Raw genomic sequence first — 18651 nt, 5'->3', positions numbered from 1 at the left:
TTTAGGCAAAAAGCGCTGGCTTGGCCATGGCGGCGGCGTTCAAGGCCGCCCCGCCCGGTGATAGGGGTGTCCGGCCAATATCGTTTGTGCCCGGTAAATCTGTTCCGCCAGCATCGGGCGCACCAGCATATGCGGCCAGGTGAGGCTGCCCAGAGAAAGCCGGGCTCCGGCGCGGGCCAGCACGGGCGCGTCCAGCCCTTCCGCCCCGCCAATCACGAAAGCGAGTTTTTTGCTCCGCTCCAGCCATCCAGCCAGCCGCCCCGCCAGCCCGGGCGAATCCGGGGTGGCGCCGTCCATGTCGAGCGCGATGAGAAATTCATCCGGTTTCAGCGCGGCCAGCAGCGCTTCACCCTCGCGGCGTTTGATTTCACCGGGGCTGCCCTGGCCGTCGCTGAACTCCACGAGGGTCAGGGCCGGGCGGATGCGCTTGGCGTAGCGGGCGAAAATCTCCATCTCCGGCGCCTTGGCCGGCGCCTTGCCGATGGCTAGCAGCCGCAATATTACGCGCCCGCCTCGTCCAGCTCGGCGCTCCACATTTTTTCAAGCCCGTAAAGCGTGCGCGCTTCCGGCTTGAACAGATGCACGATGATGTCGCCAGCGTCGATCAGCACCCAATCCGTGCCGGTGGCGCCCTCGGTCAAGGGCTTCCTGAAGCCCGCCTCGGCCAGCTTCTCGTAAAGATGCGTGGCCATGGCGGCGATCTGCCGGTCGGCGATGCCGGTGGCGATGATCATGCGGTCCGCGAAACTGGCGCGTCCGGCCAGGTCCAGCGCCACGATGTCCTCGGCCTTGTCGTCTTCCAGCGCGGTGACGATCACGGCTTGCAGCCTGTCCAGGAACTCGGGTTGCGGGGCCGCCTCGCTGGCCTTGCGTTTCGGCCCGGCGATGGCGGCCTTCTTGCGCGGTGTGCCGGGCATGGCGGCAACGGCCTCGGCGGCGGGTTTTGCCGCGCGCTTGCGGGGGAGGGCGGGCTTGGCGCCCCGGCTTGCCGGGGTGCGGGTGGGCGTGCGCGTTATGGCTGCGTTCCTTCCAAAATCCTGCGGCGCAATTCAGTGGCGGATGCTGCATGCTCCCGCACGGGCAGGAGAATCCAGGCTGGCGCCTGCTTCGCCGCAAGACATAACCCAGCCCGCGCGGGAAGGCGAATGTTTTGGTGCCGTTTCGCCACCTGCCCGGCCAAGGCGGGCCGTGTGGCGCCAGGGCGCGGCACCACCAGCATGGGCATGGCGTGGACGATGTCGCGCCAGCGGCCCCAGCGCGGCATCTGGATGAGATTGTCGGCGCCCATCAGCCAAACGAAGCGCGCGCGGGGGAAGCGGCGCTTGAGTTCGCGCATCGTGTCGCGTGTGAAGCGCGTGCCAAGCCGCGACTCGATGTCCGTGGCGATGATGCGCCTGCCATCGGCGATTCGCGCCGCGCTGGCCAGGCGCGCGGCCAGCGGGGCCATGCCCGCCGTGGGTTTCAGCGGATTGCCGGGAGAGACCATCAGCCAGAGCTGGTCCAGCCCCAGATGCCGCATCGCCTGCTGCGCGACATGGAGGTGCCCCGCATGCGCCGGATTGAACGAACCGCCGAGTAGCCCGATCTTCAGCCGGTACCGGTGGCCATGGCGGGGTATTCTCAGGGACGCACCTGGCCGTTGCCGCGCACCACATAACGGAAGGTGGTGAGTTGTTCCGGCCCGACCGGCCCGCGCGCATGGATATGTCCGGTGGCGATGCCGATCTCGGCGCCGAAACCGAATTCCCCGCCATCGCAGAACTGGGAGGAGGCGTTCCAGAGCGTGACCGCGGCCTGGCTGCGGGCGAGGTAATATTCCGCCACCCGCTCGTCCTGGGTAATGATGGCCTCGGTATGCTCGCTGCCATGCGCCGCGACATGGGCCAGCGCCGCGTCGGGCCCGTCCACCACCGCGATGTTCAGCACCGCATCCAGCCATTCCGTCTCGAAATCCTGGGGCTGGGCGGCGGGGAGGCCGGCACAGATGGCGCGCGCGCGTTCATCCGCCTTGAAGGCGCAGCCCAATGCGGCGAGATCCTGTACCAGCACGGGCAGCAAGGCGGGAGCCAGGCTGGCATCGATCAGCAAGGTCTCGGTGGAGCCGCAAACACCGGTGCGGCGCATCTTGGCGTTGGCCAGGACACGGCGCGCCATCTCGTGATCGGCGGCTTCGTGGATATAGGTATGGTTCAACCCCTCGGCATGGGCCAGAACAGGCACGCGCGCCTCGCGCTGCACCAGCTCCACCAGGGCCTTGCCGCCACGGGGAATGATGAGGTCGATCCGTCCGACCGCGCCCAGCATGGCGGCGACGAAGCGGCGGTCGGTCGTGGGCGCAACCTGCACCAGATCCTCCGGCAGCCCGGCCGCCCGCAACCCGGCGGCGATGGCCTTATGGATGGCCTGGGCGGAGTGGAAACTCTCCGAGCCGCCGCGCAGGACGATGGCGTTGCCGGATTTGATGGCGATGGCCGAGGCGTCCGCGCCGACATTCGGCCGGCTTTCATAGATCATGCCCAGCACGCCGATGGGCTGCGCCACGCGGGAGATCCGCAGGCCGTTCGGACGGGTCCATTCCGCCAGCGTGCGCGCCAGGGGGTCGGGCAAGGCGGCGACTTCCTCCAGGCTGTTCGCCATGGCGTCCAGCCGGGTTTCGTTCAGCAGCAAGCGGTCGCCGAAAGCGGTGCTGCCCTTGAAATGCGCCATGTCCCGCATGTTCGCGGCCAAGATCTCCGGCGCATCCGCGCGCAGGCATGAAGCGGCGGCGCGCAGGGCCGTGTCGCGCGCCGTGGCCGGCAGCTTCGCCAGGGCGGTGGCGGCGGCACGGGCCTTTTGGCCCATTTGCGCCATGGTTTGCTCGTGTGTGTCGGTCTCGGCGTTCATGCGCCGCATGCTTGCCCGGTCCTGGCGGTCAAATCAACTGCGGGTTAAACTGTCTCCAGCATGCCTGACCTCTTCGATTCGCCAATGCCCGGGATCACGCTGCCGCCCGGTCCGGTGCTGCGCACCTCGCGTCTTGCCCTGCGGCCGTTGCACGGGGGCGATGTCGTGTCCTTTCATCGCCTGATCAATGATTGGGACATTTGCCGCCGTGTGCCCGACGCGCCGTTCCCCTATCCCGAAACGCAGGCGCGGGACTGGATCGAGGCCGCCGCCGCCGACCGTGAGGCCCGCCGCGCGGAGCAGTTCGCCGTCGCCGAGGCGATCGGCGGCATGCTGGTCGGCTGTGTCGGGCTGAAATTCTCCAAGGACCGCAAATCCGCCGAGCTGGGCTACTGGATCGGCCGGCCGCATTGGCGCCGGGGCTATGCGCTGGAGGCGGTGCGCCGCGTCGCCGAATGGGCCTTCGCCGCTTTGCCCATCGCCCAACTCACCGCCGTGGTGGCGGCGGATAACGATGCCTCTCTGGCGGTGCTGCGCCATTTGCGCTTCGCGCAGACAGGCAAGGGGCACCGGGTTTTTTCATGCCGTCCGGGCCAGAAGCTGGCGGTGAAGCATTTCACCTTGACGCGTGAGGCCGAGCCCGAATCCGCCCCGGCGCCCCTCCCGGCGGCGGAGCGGGCATCCAGCACGTTGCTGGTGGTGGCGGCGGCGTTGATCGATGGGCAAGGGCGCGTGCTGCTGGCTCGCCGGCCGGAGGGCAAGAAGATGGCGGGGCTATGGGAGTTTCCCGGCGGCAAGCTGGAACCCGGCGAAACGCCGGAGGCGGCCCTGGCGCGGGAACTGCGCGAGGAGCTGGGGCTGGAGACGGACCCTAAGGATTTCGCGCCTTTTGTGTTCGCCTCCCATGCTTATGACAGTTTTCATCTGCTGATGCCGGTGTTTCTCTGCCGGCGCTGGCGGGGTGAGCCGCGTGGGCGCGAAGGGCAGAAACTGGCCTGGGTGTCGCCGGAAGATCTGGCCGAATATCCGATGCCCGCCGCTGACCGCCCCTTGATTCCGATGCTAAGGGATTTTCTATGACCGTATCCAAGGCCAGCAACCCCACCGCCGCCATTCTGATCATCGGCAATGAAATTCTCTCCGGCCGCACGCAGGATGTGAACGTGCAGTTCATCGCCCGGAGCCTGGCGGGGCTGGGCATCCGGTTGCAGGAGGTGCGGGTGGTGCCGGACGTGCCAGACCGTATCATCGGCGCGGTGAATGAATTGCGTGCCGCCTATGACATGCTGTTCACCACGGGCGGCATCGGCCCGACCCATGACGACATCACCAGCGAATGCATCGCCGCCGCTTTTGGGGTGCCCTGGGAGCTGGACGAGGAAACAGACCGTGAAATGAAGGCGGTGATGGGCGAGCGCTATAACGAAGCCCGCCAGCGCATGGCGACGATGCCGCGCGGCGCCGTGCCGATCAAGAACGAGGCGAGCATCGCGCCCGGTTTCACCATGGGCAATGTGCACGTGATGGCCGGGGTGCCGCGCATCATGCAGGCCATGATGAAGACGCTGGAAGCCAGCCTGCCGCGCGGCGAGCGGATCCAGATGCGTGCCGTGCACGGCATGGGCGTGTTGGAAGGCGGCATTGCCGCGGGGCTCTCCGTCATTCAGGATAAATTCCCGCAGCTCGATCTCGGCAGCTATCCGTTCAAGCGAGATGGCGCCTGGGGCGTGGCCCTGGTCGCCAAGGGGACGGACCTGCCCGCCATCGACGCGGCGATTGTCGAGGCCACCGACCTGATCCGCGCCCAGGGGGTGGAACCGGTGCAGGGCGAGCCGGCGGGGTAGGGCGGCGTTTCTGGCGCCGTTTTCGTCACCAGCCTCGCCGGTAGCGGTGACGCCGTTTTCGCACCCATGCCAGGAAAGTCGCGGCCGCTACCGCCAGCAACAGCGAAACGAGGCACGCCAGGAGGAAAATCCAACTCCAATCGTATAATTTTGCGACCAGCGGCGTGACGTAGATGTGCAATGTGCCATGGCGCCCCATGGGTACGATGAGGGGCTGGATGCGCGCCGCTGTCGGATGGAGCCAGGCAAAGCAAATCAGGGGCAGCCCGAAAATAAAGGCGAGAGAGATAAACAGCAGAACGGTCAGGGCGACGCCAAGGGCGAGAAGCACCCAGCCGAAAAGTTGTTTCATGAGGCTGACCTGCCGAAAGCGGGGTTTTTGTGAAACGGCGGCCCATGAAGCCGGCATGCCGTTGCCGGCGGGTTTCTGTCAGGGGTGTTTTGCGTAAGATGCCGGCTTATTGAGCCGCCTTGCTCAACGCCGCCAAGGCGGGGGAGAGCCGTTTGACCTCGATTTCCACGAAAGCCATCGGCGCGGTGCCGCCATTGCGCACATCGTGCTGGGCGCCGGCCTCGCGCACATAGGAGTCCCCGGCCTTGCGCGTGAAGGTGCTGACCTTCTCGCCGTCATGAACTTCCTGCACCGCGTCGGTCAGCATCACCACATAATAAGGCCAGCCATGGGAGTGCCAGCCGGTGACGGCGCCGGGGGCGAAATCCCAACGGGTGATCCGCACGTCTTCATCGTCCTGTTGCACGGTCGGCCGGGCGGGAATGGTGCAGGCAAAGGCCATGAAATTACCTCATGAGCGTATGATACGGTTGGCGATACACGCATCAAGCGCTTGAAAATCCAGGAAGGGAAGGGGGCTTGGGCGCAAATCTGTCATCTTTGCGCCCAAGCCGGGGTTGCCAAATGCCGCGCGCTGCCTCAAAAGCCGGGCGAATAGCGCGGCCTGGTCCAGGCGGCGCCGTACCCGTTTGACCTTTTTCCCGCCCGTGGAGGCACTGATGGCTGAAACTGACCTGAGCAAGATCCGGAATATCGGGATCACCGCGCATATCGACGCGGGCAAGACCACCACCACGGAGCGTATCCTTTATTACACCGGCGTGTCTCACAAGATCGGTGAGGTGCACGATGGCAACACCACCACCGACTACATGGCCCAGGAGCGCGAGCGCGGTATCACCATCACCTCCGCCGCCGTGACCTGCGAGTGGAAAGACCACAACATCAACATCATCGACACCCCAGGCCATATCGATTTCAACATCGAGGTGAACCGTTCCCTGCGTGTGCTCGATGGCGCGATCTTCATCATCGAGGGCGTGGCCGGCGTGCAGCCGCAATCCGAGACCAACTGGCGCCTGGCCGACCGTTACAACGTGCCGCGCCTGATCTTCATCAACAAGCTGGATCGTACCGGCGCCGATTTCTACCGGGCCTTCGACACGCTGAAGGAGAAGCTGGACATCGTGGCGCTGCCGCTGCAACTGCCCATCGGCATTGAGGAGAATTTCCTCGGTGTGGTCGATCTGGTCGAGATGAAGGCGATCATCTGGGAAGGCGGCGAGCTGGGCGCGAAATTCCACGACGAGGAAATCCCGGCCGACATGCTGGAGAAGGCCAAGGAAGCCCGCCAGGTTCTGCTCGACACCGCGCTGGCGGTCGACGATGCCGGCATGGAAGAATATTTCGAGAAGGGCGACGTCTCCGTCGAGACCCTGAAGCGCGCGATCAAGACCGGCGCGATTTCCGGTGCTTTCCGCCCGGTCATGTGCGGCACCGCCTTCAAGAACAAGGGCGTGCAGCCGCTGCTGGACGGCGTTCTGGATTACCTGCCGTCCCCCGTCGACGTTCCGGGCATCAAGGTTGCGCCGGAAGAGGGCGAGGAGGAAGATCCCAACGCGCGGCGCATCAAGGCCGACCCGAACGCCCCGTTCGCTGGCCTGGCCTTCAAGATCATCAACGACAAATACGGCTCGCTCACCTTCGTGCGCGTCTATGCCGGCACGCTGAAGAGCGGCGACTCGGTGCTGAACACCACCAAGGGTCACAAGGAGCGTATCGGGCGCATGTACAAGATGCATGCCGATAAGCGCCAGGAGATCACCGAGGTTTCCGCCGGCGACATCGCCGCCTTCGTGGGCCTGAAGGATTCCGGCACGGGCGACACGCTGGCCGCCGCCGAGGATCCGGTGGTGCTGGAGCGTATGGCGTTCCCGGTGCCGGTGATCGACATCTCGGTCGAGCCGAAGACCAAGGAAGGCATTGAGAAGATGACCATCGGCCTGCAGAAGCTGGCGTCGGAAGATCCGTCCCTGCGTCTGAAGACCGACCAGGAAACCGGCCAGACCATCCTTTCGGGCATGGGCGAGCTGCATCTGGAAATCATCGTCGACCGTCTGAAGCGCGAATATGGCGTGGATGCGAATATCGGCGCGCCGCAGGTGGCTTTCCGCGAGACCATCACCAAGGAACATACCGAAACCTACACCCACAAGAAGCAGTCCGGTGGGTCGGGCCAGTACGCCGAGGTCAAGATCACCTTCACCCCGCGCGAGCGTAACGAGGGCATCGAGTTCGAGAACAAGATCGTCGGCGGCGCGGTGCCGAAGGAATATATCCCGGCTGTCGAAAAGGGCATCAAGAACCAGGCCGATACCGGCGTTCTGGCCGGCTTCCCGACCGTCGACTTCTCCTACGCGCTGATCGACGGCAAGTACCATGACGTCGACTCCTCCGCCCTGGCCTTCGAAATCGCCGCCAAGGCCTGCTTCCGCGAAGGCATGAAGAAGGCCGGCCCGGTGATTCTGGAGCCGATCATGGATGTGGAAGTCACCACCCCGAACGACCATGTGGGCGACGTGGTGGGCGACCTCAACCGCCGCCGCGGCATGATCCAGAACCAGGAAGCTTCCGGTTCCACCGTCATCGTGCGCGCGCATGTGCCGCTGAAGGAAATGTTCGGCTACATCTCCAACCTGCGCTCCATGACCAAGGGCCGCGCGTCCTTCACCATGCAGTTCCATCACTATGATCCGGTGCCGCGCAATGTCGCCGACGAGATCATGGCCAAGAGCGCCTAAGGCCCTCTAGGGGCCCAAACCTGAAATCCACCGGGTTTCAGGGGCGGGGCGGGAATCTGGTTGTTATCAAGGCCGCGTCCCCGGTTTCCGGGGGCGCGGTTTTGCCTTGCCGGGGGGTTTGACAGGGCTGGTATTTATCCAGACAAGTCTGGCAGACCAAGGAGAGATTGGCATGCCGCTCCACGGAGACGAAAAAACGCTCGGTCGGGGCCATGTTTTTCTGCTTCTGGCCGGATTCGCGGTTTTGGTGCTGGCCCGCCTGCCGAATATCCTGCTGCAAGGCGGGCGGTTCTGGGCCGAGGAGGGAGTGGTCTATTTCAGCCATGCCTGGTCGCATCCCTGGTGGCAGGCTTGGTTCACCATCCATACGGGCTATATTAATTTCATAGCCGGGTTCGGCGCCTGGCTGGGGCTGGAGCTTGGCGGGCTGGCGCATGCGCCGCTGGTCACGGTCCTGCTCGCCCTGCTGGTTCAGATGCTGCCGCCCTTCATCATTCTGACCCATGCCTTTCCCTGGCGTGGGTCGCGCCTGGGCAGCCTGGTGGCGGTGGCATTGTGCGCCGTGCCGCCGGTGACGGGAGAAGTCTGGCTGAATACCATCACCAGCCAGTTTCATTTCGCGCTCGCCGCGTCCTTGATTCTCGCGGCACCGGCCGCGCGGGGCGCGTTGCTGGGCTTCGATATGCTGGTCATCGCGGTTGCGGTGCTCTCGGGGCCGGCGACGAGCTTCTTGACGCCCCTGTTCATGCTGCGGGCGGCGGTGACACGGCGCCGGGCGGATCTGCTGTTATGCGCGGTCATTCTGACGGGGCTGTGCCTACAGATCGGCGTTTATCTGACCCATCTGGAGCCCGCGCGGGATGGGCATCTCAGCTTTCAGGAATTGCTCTCGGCAATCGCCCTGCATGTCGTCACGCTCGGCTTGGCGGGGTTCGGGGCCGCGCAAAAATTCGCCGCCTATAGCCTGGCCTTGCATCGCCAACACGCATTTCTCTGGCCGGGTACCGTGCTGGTCCTGCTGTTCTATGCCTTGCTGGGCTGGGCGGTTCTGGGCAGCAAGCGCCATAAGGGGGGGCTGGCCCTGCTGCTCGGCGCGCAGATCCTGTTTGCGTTCGTCTCGTTCGACCATGCCCTGTTCGGAGATTTCAGTGGTGTGATGCGCGTCATTGGCGATCAGCGTTATGCGTTTGCCTCGATGGTGCTGACCGGCCTCCTCCTCACCGGGAGCGCTTGCGCGTCGGAGGGGGGAGGGAAATTTCTCCGCGCCGCCCTGGCCGGGTATGTGCTGGCCGTCGGCATCTGGAATTACCGTGCCGGGAGCGCGCCTTTCGCCGATGGTCCGGCCTGGGCGCCGCAGATACGCCAATGGCGGCAAAATCCACGCATGGTGCTCAGCGTCTGGCCGGACTCATGGTATATGCAGTTGCCGCCCCGTCGGTGATTCGCGCGCGGTTTGAGGGCATCATTTGATAAGCGCATGGATGGGCGGTTTGTCCAGGCCAGGCTTGATCCGCAGGAGGCGTGAATGCGGCAGGGACCGCGATGATAAAACCGCAAGATAGCACGGCTGCTGGCCTTGCCAGGACTTATTTCTGGATCGCCGGGCTGGTCGTCGTGGCCGTGGCGTTGGTCAACCCGCCTTTTTTGGTCGCGGATGAGCCGAATCATTTTTTCCGGGCCGTGCAGATTTCCCATGGCGGGCTGATCGGCATCAAATTCCCGAATGGCTGGGCGGGGGGCTGGTTGCCGCAACCTGTTCTGCATTTCGGCTGGGCTTTTGGAAATTTACCCTTCCATCCGGCGGCGCGGATCGATGTCGCGCGGATCGCCTCGGTTTTTCAGGATGGCTGGCATGGCGTTCTCAAACCGGCTTCCTTTCCCAACACGGTGATCTACCCGCCGCAATTTTATTTCCCTGGTGCGGTCGCGCTTTATGCGACGCGGCATTTGCACCTGCATCTGGTGCAGTGTTTCTACATTGGCAGGATCTTTTCGGGGGTGAGCTGTGTCGCGGCCTCGGCCATGGCCCTGCGACTCTGCGCCCCTCAGGCGCGGCCTTGGCTATTGTTCTGCTTATGCCTGCCGGAGGTCATGGGCCTTTATGCTTCCTTTTCCCAGGATGGTCCCTTTATCGCGGCGGCGGTGCTGGCTTGCGCGTTGCTGACAAGATGTACGGGGCCGTATGGAACATGGCGGGCGCTGGAAATGGGGGGGGCTGTCCTGCTGCTGGCATTGTTCGCCAGTTCGAAACCGCCTTATCTGTCCGTGCTGTTTCTGCCCTTGGTTCTGGTGGGGCGGGAGCATTTCAAAATCACGGCTTTTATGCTGCTGGTGGCCTTGGCGGCTGTTTTGGCCTGGTGTTTCCTTGGCATGCACCCGCTGCAAACGCAGACGCGGCCGGGGGATATTTCACCGGCCAGGCAGCTTCACAATATGCTGGTTCACCCAGGCATCGTTCCAACCGTGCTTTATAACACCTTCATCCGGGGTGGCTGGTGGCTCGCCGCGACCAGCATTGCCACCATCGGGTGGGTGGATGCGGGCATGCCGCGTTGGTTCTATACGGTTATCTTCGTGTTGGCGGCCGTGCTGACGGGGCTTTATGGATTTTTGTTCTTACGGCAATGGCGCGCGCAGAGGGCATTCCGGCTCTTGCTGCTGGGGCTTCTGATCGTCATGGCAGGAGCCGGGGCGACGCTTTCCACCTATCTGACCTGGGACGAGGTCGGGCGGAATTCCGCCTGGGGGGTGTTGGGGCGCTATTTCACACCATTGCTTGTCTGCCTGACGGCAGGCGCGGCCTGGGCGGGGCAGGGCTGGATCAGGGAGCGCGTATTTCCCATTTTTGAACGTGTGTTGCTCTGGAGCGTTCTGCCTGGCTGCGGGATTGTTTATCTTTGTGTTTTGTTTCTGCGCTTCTGGTGGCCCGCGTGAGGCGAGGCTTGCTAAAACCCATGCGCTAAAGTTTGTGGAGCTAAATTGATCGTGGACATATTACATGGATAACGCCCGGATCGCGGTTTTGATCCCCTGCTATAACGAGGAAGTCGCCATCGGCCAGGTGGTGAGGGATTTCGCGGCGGCGCTGCCGCGGGCGCGGATCTATGTCTATGACAATAATTCCACGGATCGCACCCGCGAGGTCGCGGCGGAGGCGGGGGCGATTGTCCGCATGGAAACGCTCCAGGGCAAGGGCCATGTCGTGCGCCGCATGTTCTCCGACATCGAGGCCGACGCCTATGTGCTGGTGGATGGCGATGGCACTTACGAGGCCAGCGCGTCGCCGCGGATGGTCGATTGCTTGCTGGCGGAGCAACTCGACATGGTGAATGGCCAGCGCGTTGAGGTGGAGGGGGAGGGGCCGGTCGGCGCCTACCGCCGGGGGCACCGGACCGGCAATCTGCTGCTGACCGGTTTGGTGCGTTATGTGTTCGGCGACAGAATCCAGGACATGCTTTCCGGTTATCGCGTCTTTTCCCGCCGCTTTGTGAAAAGTTTTCCGGCCCTGGCGTCCGGTTTCGAGACAGAGACGGAATTTACCATCCATGCGCTGGATATGCTGATGCCCTTGGCCGAGATGCCGACCCAGTATCGTGAGCGCCCACCCGGCTCGGTTTCCAAGCTGCGTACCTACTCGGATGGTTTTCGCATCCTCAACACCATCGTCAAGCTGGTGAAAGAGGAGAGGCCGCTGCAATTTTTCTCCATTGCCGGGCTGGTGTTGCTGGTGCTGGGCTTGTTGATCGCCCTGCCGGTGCTGATCACCTATTTTCGCATCGGGCTGGTGCCCCGGCTGCCCACGGCCGTGCTCGCCATGGGGTTCGAGGTGGTGGCGATGCTCGCCTTCACATGTGGGCTGATTCTGGATTCGGTCGCGCGTGGACGGCGAGAGGTCAAGCGCCTGGCTTATCTGGCCGTGCCGCGCTGGACTGGCGAAGGTTGATCGTGAAAAGGCCAGAGCCAAAGGCTCTGGCCTTTTTTGTCAGCCGGCGATGGCGCTTCTGATGGCGCCTAGAGCGACATTGGCCCGAGCGGCATCTGGCGCGCCGGCTTGCGCCACGGATTTATTGCCCCCGCCGCCCTGGCCGCCCGCCGCCTGCGCGGCGGCGCGCACCAGATCCACCGCGCTTTGCGGCAGATCTTCCGTCACGGCCACCACGATGGCGGTTTTCCGCTCGGCCGTGGAAACCAGTGCCACGATGCCCGTGCCCAGCCCCTTCAACAGCTCGGTGGCGATGGGGCGCAGTTCCTTCGCCGCCACATCGCCGACATTGCGCAGAATGGCGCGGGTTCCCGCCACATCCTCGAATTCCGTCGCGGTGGCCATGACCAATTTCTTTTGCAGCTCGGCGACCTGGCGTTCCAGCCGCTTTTTATCGTCCTGAAGCTGGGTGATGCGGCCCGGCAGTTCGGCGGCGGGAGCCTTGATGGTGGCGGCGGCCTCGGCCAGCAATTTCGCCTCGCTCTCGACCTCGCTCACGGCAGCCTCGCCAGCCACGGCTTCGATACGGCGGATGCCGGCCGAGACAGCCCCTTCGGAGACGATGCGGAACAGCCCGATATCGCCGGTGCGGGCGACATGGGTGCCGCCGCATAGCTCGATGGACCAGGCGGATTTGTCCGCCGACCCGCCCCCCATGGAGACGACCCGTACCTCGTCGCCGTATTTTTCGCCGAACAAGGCCATGGCGCCGAGCTTCACGGCCTCTTCGGGCGTCATCAGGCGCGTGGTGACTTCGCTGTTCTCGCGTATATGGGCGTTTACGTCGCGTTCCACCGCCGCTAGCTCCTCGGCCGTGACCGGTCGGGGCTGGGAAATGTCGAAGCGTAGCCGGTCGGGCGCATTGAGCGAGCCTTTTTGGGTCACATGCGCGCCCAAGGCGCGGCGCAACGCTTCATGCAGCAGATGGGTGGCGGAATGATGCGCGCGGATCTTGCTCCGGCGTTCATGGTCGACCATGGCCGAGACCGGCAGGCCGACGCGCGCCGTGCCGGCTTCCACCACGCCGACATGCACGAACAAGCCGCCCAGCTTCTTTTGTGTGTCGGTGATGCGGATGCGCAAATGATCCGGTCCGGTGATGAAACCAGTATCCCCCACCTGGCCGCCGCTTTCGGCATAAAAAGGGGTCTGGTTCAGAATGACGTGAACGCTCTGGTCGGTCAGCGCCTCGTCCACGGGCCGCCCGTCCACCACCAGGCCGGTGATGCTGCCTTCGGCGTTTTCGGTGGAGTAGCCAAGGAATTCGGTGGCGCCGAGTGTCTCGTTCAACTCGAACCAGACCGTTTCGGTCGCGGCCTCGCCGGAGCCGGCCCAGGCGGCGCGGGCGCGGGCCTTCTGCTCGGCCATGGCGTCGTTGAAGCCCGCCACGTCCACGCTCTTGCCCGCCTCGCGCAGCGCGTCCTGTGTCAGATCCAACGGAAAGCCGTAAGTGTCGTAGAGCTTGAAGGCCACGCCGCCGGGTAATGCCCCGCCGGCGGGAATCGCCGCGGATTCGTCGCGTAGCAGGGACATGCCGCGATCCAGCATGGCGCGGAAGCGGTTTTCCTCAAGCTGCAAGGTTTCGGCGATCAACGCCTCGGCCTGATTCAATTCCGGAAATGCCTGGCCCATCTGGCGGGTGAGGGCGGGGACGAGCCGGTACATCAGCGGCTCCTTCGCCCCCATCATGTGCGCATGGCGCATGGCGCGGCGCATGATGCGACGGAGCACATAGCCGCGCCCCTCATTGGAGGGCAGCACGCCATCGGCGATCAGGAAGGAAGAGGAGCGCAAATGATCGGCCACCACGCGATGGCTGACCCGGAAGGCGCCGTCCGGATCCTGGCCGGTGGCCTCGGCGGAAGCGAGAATGAGGGCGCGCAGCGTGTCGGTGTCGTAATTATCGTGTTTGCCTTGCAGGATGGCGGCGAAGCGCTCCAGCCCCATGCCGGTGTCAATGGACGGGCGGGGCAGCGGGGCGCGCGTGCCTGGCGGGCCTTCCTCGTACTGCATGAAGACGAGATTCCAGATCTCGATGAAGCGGTCGCCATCCTCATCCGGGCTGCCGGGAGGGCCGCCGGGGATAGAGGGGCCGTGATCGTAGAAGATTTCAGAGCAAGGGCCGCAAGGGCCGGTATCGCCCATGCGCCAGAAATTATCGTCGGTGGGAATGCGGATGATTTTCTGTTCCGGCAAGCCGGCGATTTTGGCCCAGAGCCCGGCCGCCTCGTCATCCGTGTGGTAGACGGTGACCAACAGCTTGGTCTTGTCGAGCCCGAAATCCTTGGTCAGCAGCGTCCAGGCATGGAAAATCGCCTGTTCCTTGAAATAATCTCCGAAGGAGAAATTTCCCAGCATCTCGAAGAAAGTATGATGGCGGGCGGTATAGCCCACATTGTCCAGGTCGTTATGCTTGCCGCCGGCGCGCACGCATTTCTGGGAGGAGGTGGCGCGGTTATAAGGGCGCTTTTCCTGGCCGGTAAAAACATTCTTGAACGGCACCATGCCAGCATTGGTGAAGAGCAAGGTGGGGTCGTTCCGGGGCACCAGAGGGGCCGAAGGCACGATCTGGTGGCCATTGCGGCCGAAATAATTCAGGAAGGTGGCGCGGATATCGTTGCTGGTGACCATGTGCGCTGGATTACAAGGCGGACGGGTTTTCGCCAAGCCCAGCCCAGCTCCTGCCATGGGTCAAAAGGAGCAAAAGTTTTCCGCCTCCGCGTTTTTCAAGGAAGTGGGGGTGTTTTTGAAAACACCCCTCTGGTTCCAAAAGCTTCGGCCTTTAATCCTCGCCGCTATCCTCGCCGCCATCGGCGGCCATCAACGCCTCGCCCAGGGCGGAGGACTGGTCGCGGATCTTCTTTTCGATGCTGTCCGCCATCTTCGGATTGTCGCGCAGGAATTGCTTGGCGTTTTCGCGTCCCTGGCCGATGCGCTGGCTGTCGTAAGAGAACCAAGCGCCGGATTTTTCCACCACCCCGGCCTTCACCCCGAGATCGATCAGCTCACCGGATTTGGAGATGCCCTCTCCAAACATGATGTCGAATTCAACCTGCCTGAATGGCGGCGCCAGCTTGTTCTTTACAACCTTCACGCGGACATGGTTGCCCGTGACCTCGTCGCGCTCCTTGATGGAGCCGGTGCGGCGGATTTCCATGCGGACAGAGGAGTAGAATTTCAGCGCGTTGCCACCCGTGGTGGTTTCCGGATTGCCGAACATCACACCGATTTTCAAACGGATCTGGTTCAGGAAAATCAGCATGGTGTTGGACCGCGCGACCGAGCCGGTGATCTTGCGCAAGGCCTGGCTCATCAGCCTGGCGTGAAGGCCCACATGGGAATCCCCCATTTCGCCTTCCAACTCGGCACGGGGCACCAGGGCCGCCACGGAGTCGATCACCAGCACGTCGATGGAGCCGGAGCGCACCAGCGTGTCGGCGATCTCCAAGCCCTGCTCGCCAGTATCGGGCTGAGAGATCAGCAGATTGTCGACATCCACGCCGAGCTTGCGGGCATAGACCGGGTCCAGCGCGTGTTCGGCGTCGATGAAGGCGCATACGCCGCCGCGCTTTTGCGCTTCGGCCACGGCATGCAGGGCGAGCGTGGTCTTGCCCGAGCTTTCCGGGCCGTAAACCTCCACCACGCGGCCGCGCGGCAATCCGCCTATGCCCAGGGCAAGGTCCAGCCCCAGAGAGCCGGAGGGAATGACCTCGATCGCCTCATTGCCGCCCTTGGCCCCCATGCGCATGATCGAGCCCTTGCCGAAGGCGCGCTCAATCTGCGCCATCGCGGCATCGAGCGCCTTGTTTTTTTCGAGGTCGGGTTTTGCCATGGGTGTCACAGTCGCCATTAAAGGTGCCTCCTGAGCGTCCAACATCGACTCGATTTCTGTCAAACGCGGCTTCTTGCTTGCGGTGGATGCAACCATAGCGTGTTTTCTTTCGGATGCCAGAGTGATTTCTCGCCTGGAACCTGACACGCGAAGAACAAAATAGCAACAGATATATTAATAAATTGTTCCTTGTTTGTTCTTAACGGCCCATTCCGGGCCTTCTGATCTTTATTCGAAGGAGATACCATATGTTTTCCGGGGGTTTGGTCCATTCCGGTACAGTATTTGACACGCCGCGCCGCCCCCACCATCCTTGATGTCTCCGCCATAACAACGAGAGAGGAAGCTCATGTCCCAGACTTATAAAGGTGCTTGTTTTTGCGGTGCGGTGACGCTGGAAGCCACTGGTGAGCCCGAGGCAATGGGGTATTGCCATTGCCGTTCCTGCCGGTCCTGGTCGGCGGGGCCGGTCAACGCCTTCACGCTCTGGAAGCCAGGCGCGGTGAAGGTGACGAAAGGTGAGGGCGAGATTGCCACCTATGCCAAAACACCGGCCAGTGAGCGGCAATATTGCCGCAAATGCGGCGGGCATCTGATGACGATGCATCCCGGATTCGGGCTGATGGATGTTTATGCCGCGACCTTGCCGGATCTTGAATTCAAGCCGGGCGTGCATGTGAATTATGCCGAGACCGTGTTGCCGATGAAGGATGGCTTGCCGAAGCTCAAGGATTTCCCCGCCGAGCTTGGCGGATCCGGTGAGATGATGGCCGAGTGACAAAAAAGGGCGCCGAGGCGCCCTTTGGTTTTTCAGAGGTCGCCGCCGCGCCGCCCGATGGCGGCGCCGAGCCGCAGGCGCAGCGCATTTAGTTTGATGAAGCCAGCCGCATCCTGCTGGTTATAGGCGCCGGCATCGTCTTCGAATGTCACCATGCGGGTATTGTAGAGTGAGTTCGGGCTCTCGCGCCCGGTCACGATGACATTGCCCTTGTAAAGCTTGAGCCGCACCGTGCCGGTGACCGAGGCCTGGGAGGCATCGATGGCGGCTTGCAGCATCCGGCGTTCGGGGGAGAACCAGAAGCCGTTATAGATCAGCTCGGCATAGCGGGGCATGAGCGAATCCTTCAGATGCCCGGCTTCGCGGTCCAGTGTGATGCTCTCGATGCCGCGATGCGCGGCGAGCAGGATGGTGCCGCCCGGCGTTTCATACACGCCGCGGGACTTCATGCCCACGAAGCGGTTTTCCACCAGATCCAGCCGGCCGATGCCGTTGGCCTTGCCGTATTCGTTCAGGCGGGTGAGAAGCGTGGCCGGGCTCAGCGCCTCGCCATTGAGTCCGACGGCATCGCCGTTCTTGAACGCGATGGTGATTTCGGTTGCCACATCCGGCGCGGCCTCCGGCGAGATGGTGCGCTGATACACGATCTCGTCCGGCGCGATGGCGGGGTCTTCCAGAATCTTCCCCTCGGAGGAGGAGTGCAGAAGATTGGCGTCCACGGAGAAGGGAGCCTCGCCGCGTTTATCCTTGGTGATGGGGATCTGGTTCGCTTCGGCATATTCGAGCAGCCTGGTGCGGGAGGTGAGCTCCCATTCGCGCCAGGGGGCGATGACGCGGATATTCGGGTTGAGCGCGTAATAGCCCAACTCGAAGCGGACCTGATCATTGCCCTTGCCGGTGGCGCCATGGGCCACGGCGTCGGCGCCGACCATCTCGGCGATTTCGATCTGGCGCTGGGCAATCAGCGGGCGGGCGATGGAAGTGCCCAGCAGATACTGACCCTCATACAGCGCATTGGCGCGGAACATCGGGAACACGAAATCCTTCACGAAGGTCTCGCGCAGATCCTCGATGAAGATTTCCTTGATGCCGAACATCTCGGCCTTCTTGCGGGCGGGCTCCAGCTCCTCCCCTTGGCCGAGATCGGCGGTGAAGGTCACCACCTCGCAGTGATAGGTGTTCTGCAACCAGCGGAGAATGACCGAAGTGTCCAGCCCGCCGGAGTAAGCCAGGACGACCTTTTTGACTTTCTGTTCCATGAGCGCGGCTTATTACGCCGCGCGCCCGATGCCAAGGGAGGCCCAGCTTTTTCCCAAAGCCTGCCAGAATAATTTCAGCCCGGTCATTTGCTGGGCCAGATAAGAGCCGCTCACCAGCGCCTCGGGCGCCCTTGCATCGCCGGTGGGCAGATATTCGTCCCGGAAATCGGCGGTGCGGAAGAGGATGTCCCAGATCGGGAACACGGAAGCGTAATTGCAGCTATTCCGCCCGGCCGCGCGCAGGCCATGATGGAAACGATGGAAGCGCGGCGAGACGAACAGCCATTCCAGCGGCCCGAAGGAGAGGCGGATATTCGCGTGGCTCAGGCTTTCGATGAATTTCAGCCCCATCAGCAGCAGCGGAAATTGCAGCGGCGGGATGCCGATGATCAGCCCGATGGCGAAGAACCAAAGGAAGCTGATGATGTCGTCGACCAGATGGTTCCGGTCGTCGGACCAGAAGCTCATCTGTCTTTGCGCGTGGTGTAGCGCATGGAGCGCATACCACCAGCGGAAGGAGTGGGAGAGGCGGTGGCGCCAGTAATCCGCGCAATCCAGGATCAGCGCATAGATCAGGAACGTCACCAGCGGGTGGCCGAGCAGGCCGGGGATCAGGCTGTCCAGCGTGGGAGGGATGAAGCCGCGCTCCACCAGAAACCCGGTGGACCAGGTCTGAACCTGATAGAACAGCACGAAGGTCACGATCGGCACGACACCGACGCGGTTGAGGAAGGTGTAGAACATATCCACCAGCACGGCCTTTCTGTCAGGCCATGTTTCAACCGGCTTCCAGGCTTCCAGCGGCAGGCAGACCGCGTAGGTGACAAGCACCGCGAACAATCCGTAGACGCAGATCAGGCACCAGTCGAACGCCAGATCGTCCCAGGCCATCCAGTGGAAATGATAAAGGACGGGCACCACCAGATACTGGTCCATATAGCCGGCGATATTGGAAAAGAGACGGTCGAGGGACATCATCA

17 protein-coding genes are annotated in these 18651 nt (G+C 63.3%); 7 read left to right on the top strand and 10 right to left on the bottom strand.

The genetic code is table 11. From position 1 onward, the window contains the following. Positions 1-39: 39 nt before the first annotated feature. The 4 genes from AB7D48_RS12130 to AB7D48_RS12115 form a co-directional block, all read right to left on the bottom strand. Positions 40-498: a 23S rRNA (pseudouridine(1915)-N(3))-methyltransferase RlmH gene (locus AB7D48_RS12130; protein ID WP_427979425.1), complete on the bottom strand. Its 459-nt coding sequence runs from the start codon at positions 496-498 to the stop codon at positions 40-42. A 2-nt stretch (positions 499-500) separates the two neighbouring features. Beyond that, entirely contained in the window at positions 501-917 is a 417-nt protein-coding gene (rsfS, locus tag AB7D48_RS12125) for a ribosome silencing factor (protein ID WP_427979423.1), read from the bottom strand. A gap of 95 nt (positions 918-1012) precedes the next feature. Further along, on the bottom strand, positions 1013-1591 hold the full coding sequence (locus AB7D48_RS12120) for a nicotinate-nucleotide adenylyltransferase (RefSeq protein ID WP_427979493.1): 579 nt from the start codon (positions 1589-1591) through the stop codon (positions 1013-1015). A 29-nt stretch (positions 1592-1620) separates the two neighbouring features. Then, on the bottom strand, positions 1621-2883 hold the full coding sequence (locus AB7D48_RS12115; protein ID WP_427979421.1) for a glutamate-5-semialdehyde dehydrogenase: 1263 nt from the start codon (positions 2881-2883) through the stop codon (positions 1621-1623). 60 nt (positions 2884-2943) lie between these two features. Here AB7D48_RS12115 and mutT point away from each other — a divergent pair, with 60 nt between their 5' ends. Then, a complete protein-coding gene (gene mutT / locus AB7D48_RS12110) occupies positions 2944-3963 on the top strand; it encodes an 8-oxo-dGTP diphosphatase MutT (RefSeq protein WP_427979419.1) in 1020 nt (339 codons plus the stop codon). Beyond that, positions 3960-4727, top strand: a complete 768-nt coding sequence (locus tag AB7D48_RS12105; protein WP_427979417.1) for a competence/damage-inducible protein A — start codon at positions 3960-3962, stop codon at positions 4725-4727. The genes mutT and AB7D48_RS12105 overlap by 4 nt, the downstream gene beginning before the upstream one ends. A gap of 25 nt (positions 4728-4752) precedes the next feature. Here the strand turns inward: AB7D48_RS12105 and AB7D48_RS12100 are convergent, their stop codons facing one another. Beyond that, entirely contained in the window at positions 4753-5079 is a 327-nt protein-coding gene (locus AB7D48_RS12100) for a hypothetical protein (protein WP_427979415.1), read from the bottom strand. 106 nt (positions 5080-5185) lie between these two features. After that, positions 5186-5521, bottom strand: a complete 336-nt coding sequence (locus tag AB7D48_RS12095; RefSeq protein WP_427979413.1) for a cupin domain-containing protein — start codon at positions 5519-5521, stop codon at positions 5186-5188. Between the two features lie 217 nt (positions 5522-5738). On the opposite strand from AB7D48_RS12095, the gene fusA reads away from it, so the two are divergent. The 4 genes from fusA to AB7D48_RS12075 all read left to right on the top strand — a co-directional run bounded on the left by fusA (position 5739) and on the right by AB7D48_RS12075 (position 11763). Beyond that, positions 5739-7820 (top strand): elongation factor G, encoded by a 2082-nt coding sequence (gene fusA / locus AB7D48_RS12090; RefSeq protein WP_427979410.1) that lies wholly within the window; start codon positions 5739-5741, stop codon positions 7818-7820. Between the two features lie 172 nt (positions 7821-7992). Next, positions 7993-9261 (top strand): hypothetical protein, encoded by a 1269-nt coding sequence (locus AB7D48_RS12085; protein WP_427979408.1) that lies wholly within the window; start codon positions 7993-7995, stop codon positions 9259-9261. A 101-nt stretch (positions 9262-9362) separates the two neighbouring features. After that, positions 9363-10754, top strand: a complete 1392-nt coding sequence (locus tag AB7D48_RS12080; RefSeq protein WP_427979406.1) for a DUF2142 domain-containing protein — start codon at positions 9363-9365, stop codon at positions 10752-10754. 64 nt (positions 10755-10818) lie between these two features. Continuing rightward, positions 10819-11763, top strand: coding sequence for a glycosyltransferase (locus AB7D48_RS12075; RefSeq protein ID WP_427979403.1), 945 nt, complete (start codon positions 10819-10821; stop codon positions 11761-11763). Between the two features lie 39 nt (positions 11764-11802). Here AB7D48_RS12075 and alaS read toward each other — a convergent pair whose 3' ends face one another. After that, complete coding sequence (gene alaS / locus AB7D48_RS12070; protein ID WP_427979401.1) at positions 11803-14433, bottom strand: alanine--tRNA ligase; 2631 nt, start codon at positions 14431-14433, stop codon at positions 11803-11805. Positions 14434-14584: 151 nt separating this feature from the next. Beyond that, positions 14585-15634 carry a recombinase RecA gene (recA, locus tag AB7D48_RS12065; RefSeq protein ID WP_427979490.1) on the bottom strand — a complete coding sequence of 350 codons (1050 nt, stop codon included), beginning with the start codon at positions 15632-15634 and terminating at the stop codon, positions 14585-14587. A 349-nt stretch (positions 15635-15983) separates the two neighbouring features. On the opposite strand from recA, the gene AB7D48_RS12060 reads away from it, so the two are divergent. After that, the gene (locus tag AB7D48_RS12060; protein ID WP_427979398.1) at positions 15984-16412 is read left to right on the top strand and encodes a GFA family protein; all 429 of its coding nucleotides are present in this window, start codon (positions 15984-15986) and stop codon (positions 16410-16412) included. 32 nt (positions 16413-16444) lie between these two features. Here the strand turns inward: AB7D48_RS12060 and AB7D48_RS12055 are convergent, their stop codons facing one another. Continuing rightward, complete coding sequence (locus tag AB7D48_RS12055; RefSeq protein ID WP_427979396.1) at positions 16445-17671, bottom strand: argininosuccinate synthase; 1227 nt, start codon at positions 17669-17671, stop codon at positions 16445-16447. Positions 17672-17683: 12 nt separating this feature from the next. Further along, positions 17684-18646, bottom strand: coding sequence for a sterol desaturase family protein (locus tag AB7D48_RS12050; RefSeq protein WP_427979394.1), 963 nt, complete (start codon positions 18644-18646; stop codon positions 17684-17686). Positions 18647-18651 lie beyond the last annotated feature (5 nt).

This window comes from Acidocella sp. (genome assembly GCF_050253495.1).
GTDB lineage: Bacteria > Pseudomonadota > Alphaproteobacteria > Acetobacterales > Acetobacteraceae > Acidocella.
The sequence above is the reverse complement of the archived record's forward strand: the minus strand, read 5'-3'. Positions and strand labels throughout refer to the sequence as shown.

Coding starts and splice junctions, on each gene's coding strand:
- rsfS (WP_427979423.1), bottom strand. CDS start 917: ATGCCCGGCACACCGCGCAAGAAGGCCGCCATCGCCGGGCCGAAACGC.
- AB7D48_RS12115 (WP_427979421.1), bottom strand. CDS start 2,883: ATGAACGCCGAGACCGACACACACGAGCAAACCATGGCGCAAATGGGC.
- mutT (WP_427979419.1), top strand. CDS start 2,944: ATGCCTGACCTCTTCGATTCGCCAATGCCCGGGATCACGCTGCCGCCC.
- AB7D48_RS12105 (WP_427979417.1), top strand. CDS start 3,960: ATGACCGTATCCAAGGCCAGCAACCCCACCGCCGCCATTCTGATCATC.
- AB7D48_RS12100 (WP_427979415.1), bottom strand. CDS start 5,079: ATGAAACAACTTTTCGGCTGGGTGCTTCTCGCCCTTGGCGTCGCCCTG.
- AB7D48_RS12095 (WP_427979413.1), bottom strand. CDS start 5,521: ATGGCCTTTGCCTGCACCATTCCCGCCCGGCCGACCGTGCAACAGGAC.
- fusA (WP_427979410.1), top strand. CDS start 5,739: ATGGCTGAAACTGACCTGAGCAAGATCCGGAATATCGGGATCACCGCG.
- AB7D48_RS12085 (WP_427979408.1), top strand. CDS start 7,993: ATGCCGCTCCACGGAGACGAAAAAACGCTCGGTCGGGGCCATGTTTTT.
- AB7D48_RS12080 (WP_427979406.1), top strand. CDS start 9,363: ATGATAAAACCGCAAGATAGCACGGCTGCTGGCCTTGCCAGGACTTAT.
- AB7D48_RS12075 (WP_427979403.1), top strand. CDS start 10,819: ATGGATAACGCCCGGATCGCGGTTTTGATCCCCTGCTATAACGAGGAA.
- alaS (WP_427979401.1), bottom strand. CDS start 14,433: ATGGTCACCAGCAACGATATCCGCGCCACCTTCCTGAATTATTTCGGC.
- recA (WP_427979490.1), bottom strand. CDS start 15,634: ATGGCAAAACCCGACCTCGAAAAAAACAAGGCGCTCGATGCCGCGATG.
- AB7D48_RS12060 (WP_427979398.1), top strand. CDS start 15,984: ATGTCCCAGACTTATAAAGGTGCTTGTTTTTGCGGTGCGGTGACGCTG.
- AB7D48_RS12055 (WP_427979396.1), bottom strand. CDS start 17,671: ATGGAACAGAAAGTCAAAAAGGTCGTCCTGGCTTACTCCGGCGGGCTG.
- AB7D48_RS12050 (WP_427979394.1), bottom strand. CDS start 18,646: ATGTCCCTCGACCGTCTCTTTTCCAATATCGCCGGCTATATGGACCAG.